We start from the raw sequence: 3,818 nt of genomic DNA, 5'->3' as shown, positions 1-3,818 counted from the left end.
CTGCGGGCCGGGTCGCTGTCCTTCCGCGCGCTGCAGGCCCGGCTGGACGCCCCCGGGGCGCAGCTGACCCAGCGGCAGCGCGACCTGCGCGACCAGGGAGTTCAGCGGGCCGACGACACCGATCAGCCGGTCGTTGGCCGCGAAGGCGTCGGCGGCCTGGGCGCCGCCATCCGGACGGGACATGTCGTCCCGGTTGGACAGTTCGAGCCGCCAGCCCGGGATCGCGCCGTCCTCGTTGGCCTCGTCGACCGCGAGCGCGACCGCGTTGCGCACACTTGCGCCGTCGGACGACAGGTCACCGGACAGCGGCGCCATGACACCGATGGTGGCGACCCGCGTCTGCCCGGCACCGCCGCCCCCGCCGCCGAGCGTGGTGGCGAGGACGAGGCCCAGCGCCGAGGGCACGGCGAGCACCAGGGCGACGATCGCGGCGAGCGCGACCCGGCCGCGCCGGGTCCGCCAGCGGCCGCGGACCCACCCGCCCAGCCGTCGCCCCACTGGCGCGAGCTGGTGCAGCGCCCGCTCGCGGCTGGTGGGCACCCGCACCGGCGCGGTCGTGTCGGCGGGCGCGACCTGGCCGGCGTCCGACTCCGGCGCGCGCCCGGCGTTCGGGACGGGATCGGGTTGCGCTCCGGGGTCCCGCGGTGGGCCCGGGTGCGGGGACGCGCCGGTCACCCGGCCGCCGACGCACAGGCGACAGCCGGCGGGGTCGGGCTGGTCACGAGGTTGGCAGGGCCTCGCCCGACAGCACGGCCTCGGCCACGGCGCGCATGGTGCGGCGCTGGTTCATCGAGGTCCGCTGGATCCAACGGAAGGCGTCCGGCTCGGTCATGCCGTGCTCGGTCTGCAGCACACCCTTCGCCCGCTCGATGATCTTGCGAGCCTCCAGGCGGCCCTGCAGGTCCTCGACCTCGGCCTCCAGGCTCACGATCTCCGTGAACCGGCTCATCGCCATCTCGATCGTGGGAAGCAGGTCCTTCTTCTGGAACGGCTTGACCACGTACGCCATGGCGCCGGCCTCCCGAGCTCGCTCCACCAGCTCCCGCTGGCTGAACGCGGTCAGGATCACCACCGGCGCGATGCGGTCCTTGGCGATCTTGGCGCCGGCCTCGATGCCGTCCATCCGGGGCATCTTCACGTCCAGGATGCACAGGTCCGGACGCAGCTTGCCGGCAAGGTTGACGGCCATCTCGCCGTCACCGGCCTCCCCGACGACCTCGTAGCCCTCTTCCTGGAGCATCTCCCGCAGGTCGAGCCGGATCAGCGCTTCGTCCTCGGCGATCAGGACCCGACGCGGGTTCGAAGAGGGTTGGCTCATCGAGGGATACTCCTGGTCTCGGCGGGATGACACCAGTCTCGCAGGACGGGCGGGCGGTCGGGTGACGTCCGACCCGGCCTGGACGCAGCGGACGGGCAGGGCGGGAGGTCGAAACGCACCCTACCCGGATAGAGTCTTGGGCGAGACGTTCCGGCCGCGATTGATCAGAATGATCTCCAGGGATCCCGCGGCCGGCCCGCGCCTCACCAGCCCGCCGCACGACGCTCCACCCGCCCGCCCCGGTACTCCAACGGCAGAGAGACGGTGCTCAAACCACCGACAGTGTGGGTTCGAATCCCACCCGGGGTACCAGATAGTCCATATTCGAACCCCGACCAAGATCAACCGTGAGGGTCGGCCCGCCAGGGCCGCCGTCACGGGGGTCTTGGCCGGGGTTCAGAGCGTTTTGGATCATGCGGCGCTGAAAGTCTGTAGCTACCAGCGTGGCGTAGGGATCACGCAAGGTAGCTGCGACTACCGTCACTTCGTCGTCCTCAACATCATCAATCAGCAGCTTCTCGAAGAAGAACTGGTTACTCATGCGCCGGATCTGGGGGCCACCTGCGGCGTAGACCTCGGCTGCCTGCCCCACGAGGGCCAAGCTCCGGGTGAGGGTCTCTTCGATCCGGTCGTAGATCGTCTCGGAAGCCGCAAGGACCCGCTTGGCTGAGGCCAGCTCCCCCGTGATCCGGGTCTGTTCCTCATGGGCCAAGTCCTCCGGGATGGAGCCAGTCACCACGCCCCGGGCCAACCGCTTCCGCTCGTCGGTCAACTCGGTGACGCGTCGCTTGGCCCGGTCAATCTCCGGGGTTGCCCGCCTACGCTGGCGGTCCAACCTCTTCCCGGATACCCTCTCGTATCTGATCTTGAACTTCGTCCGGGATGCGTACCGCCCGGTAGTAGCGCTCCACCGCCGCCTCCACCTCTGCCACCAGCCGGTACCGAGCGGTGCAGTTGGTGCGGCGCTGGTGCCGCCCCAGGCAGAAGTATTACATATACTGCCCCTTGGCGTTGGTGATGCACAACCGGCTGCCGCAGGCCGCGCAAAATACCGATCCCTTGAGGTAATGGTTGTATATGCGCTGCTTCTCGCTGGACTGGTCGTGTGCCCGCAGGACTTCCTGGACACGGGTAAACAGATCCTCCGATACCAGGGGTTGATGCCGCCCCTCGTACTCTTGGCCCTTGAAGATGACCTTGCCAAGGTAGTAGCGGTGGCTGAGCGTCCGGGCCACGATGGAGGGAGAAAGAGGCTTCGGAACTCTGCTACGGCTCGGGACAGCGGTCAGGCCTCTTCTCTCCAATTCGTCCGTGAGGCTGCGGATCGTCCACTCCCCCGTGGCGTACATCTCGAAGGCCCATTGGATGTGCGGAGCACGGTCTGGGTCCAGAATGACTATCGCAACTTCCCGGCCCTCTATGCGCTGCCGCGTGTTGAGGTACCCCACCGGGGCCTTACCGGGCGTTCCGCCCATCTTGGCCTTCTGAGCCATCCCTTTCATGGACTCCGTAGCCAGGTTCTTGGAGTAAAACTCGGCGATCCCGGCCATGATGGCGTGCAGTAGTTGCCCGGCTGGCGTCTCGTCAATATTTTCCTTGACGCTCACCAGCGTCGTGCCCGAGGACTTCAGCTCGAACATGATGTTGGCGTCGTCCCGCCGGTTTCGGGCGAAGCGGTCGACTTTATCGAGGATGACATAGTCAATGTCGCCTTGCGCGCGCACGAAGCTCAGCATCCGCTGGAATTCCGGCCGGTCCGCTGTCTTGGCGGACTCACCCCGGTCAACAAATACTTCCACTACCTCGGCGTCCAGGCTTGCGGCTTTGCGTTCGCAGGCCTCACGCTGGGCGGGCAGGGAGTAGCCATCCGGGTCGGTGTCGCGGCCCACCTGCTTCAAGGTCGACACCCGCAGATAGATCACGGCCCTCTTACTCCGGCGTAACTGGTCAGGTACCGCTTTGATCTTTGGTTAGGTGGTTGTGGGCATCCAGGGGCGGCCCTCGGCGAGTTGGACGAGGGCGGGGAACTGGGGGATGCCGTGTTTGGTGGCGGTGGACAGGTAGCTGCGGATCGCGCAGAACTGGCGGGCGCCGGTGAGGGTACGTAGGCAGCCGGAGACTTTCTGCCGCAGTTTGATCATGCGGATGTCGCGTTCGCAGCCGTTGTTATCTGCGGGAACCCTCAGGTCGCGGGTGAAACGCAGGTAGTCGGCTTCGCGGTCGACGAGCCGGCAGGCGAGTGCGTGGCGGGCGGCCATGAGTTTCGTGCCGCGCGGTGAGGTCTGGGTGATTCCGATGTGGGCGGCGTGACGCAGCAGCCGGATGTGGGCCGCCAGGTCCGTGGCGTTGATCGCGATACCGGTGACAGCGGCGTCGACGGCGAGACGGTGCAGCGCGACGAGAGCCTCGGCGGCCTGGCTGGCCCAGCACCAGGTGCCGGCCGGTGCGGTGTCGATGATCCCCTGCAGCTCACGGAGCACGTGGGCGACACAGAGCTGGT

At 67.6% G+C, this 3,818-nt stretch carries 5 protein-coding genes and 1 tRNA gene; 2 read left to right on the top strand and 4 right to left on the bottom strand.

Features of this window, described 5'->3' with window-relative positions:
- Positions 1-675 (bottom strand): ABC transporter substrate-binding protein (locus C1A33_RS21920; RefSeq protein ID WP_423748118.1); only part of this gene is annotated, 675 nt, incomplete at its 3' end.
- 43 nt (positions 676-718) lie between these two features.
- Positions 719-1,318, bottom strand: coding sequence for an ANTAR domain-containing response regulator (locus tag C1A33_RS21915; RefSeq protein ID WP_101833268.1), 600 nt, complete (start codon positions 1,316-1,318; stop codon positions 719-721).
- A 236-nt stretch (positions 1,319-1,554) separates the two neighbouring features.
- Here C1A33_RS21915 and C1A33_RS21910 point away from each other — a divergent pair.
- Positions 1,555-1,630 (top strand) — tRNA-Leu (locus tag C1A33_RS21910).
- Positions 1,631-1,703: 73 nt separating this feature from the next.
- Positions 1,704-1,988, top strand: a complete 285-nt coding sequence (locus tag C1A33_RS34320; protein WP_133150782.1) for a hypothetical protein — start codon at positions 1,704-1,706, stop codon at positions 1,986-1,988.
- Between the two features lie 319 nt (positions 1,989-2,307).
- Here C1A33_RS34320 and C1A33_RS21905 read toward each other — a convergent pair whose 3' ends face one another.
- The gene (locus C1A33_RS21905; protein ID WP_101833267.1) at positions 2,308-3,240 is read right to left on the bottom strand and encodes a recombinase family protein; all 933 of its coding nucleotides are present in this window, start codon (positions 3,238-3,240) and stop codon (positions 2,308-2,310) included.
- A 48-nt stretch (positions 3,241-3,288) separates the two neighbouring features.
- A partial coding sequence (locus C1A33_RS21900; RefSeq protein WP_165818527.1) for an IS66 family transposase occupies positions 3,289-3,818 on the bottom strand: 530 nt, incomplete at its 5' end.

Origin of the sequence: Frankia canadensis (assembly GCF_900197875.1) — a bacterium.
Classification (GTDB): domain Bacteria; phylum Actinomycetota; class Actinomycetes; order Frankiales; family Frankiaceae; genus Frankia; species Frankia canadensis.
The sequence above is the reverse complement of the archived record's forward strand: the minus strand, read 5'-3'. Positions and strand labels throughout refer to the sequence as shown.

Excerpts from the sequence above, each read along its gene's own strand:
- C1A33_RS21915 (WP_101833268.1), bottom strand. The coding sequence starts at position 1,318 with ATGAGCCAACCCTCTTCGAACCCGCGTCGGGTCCTGATCGCCGAGGAC.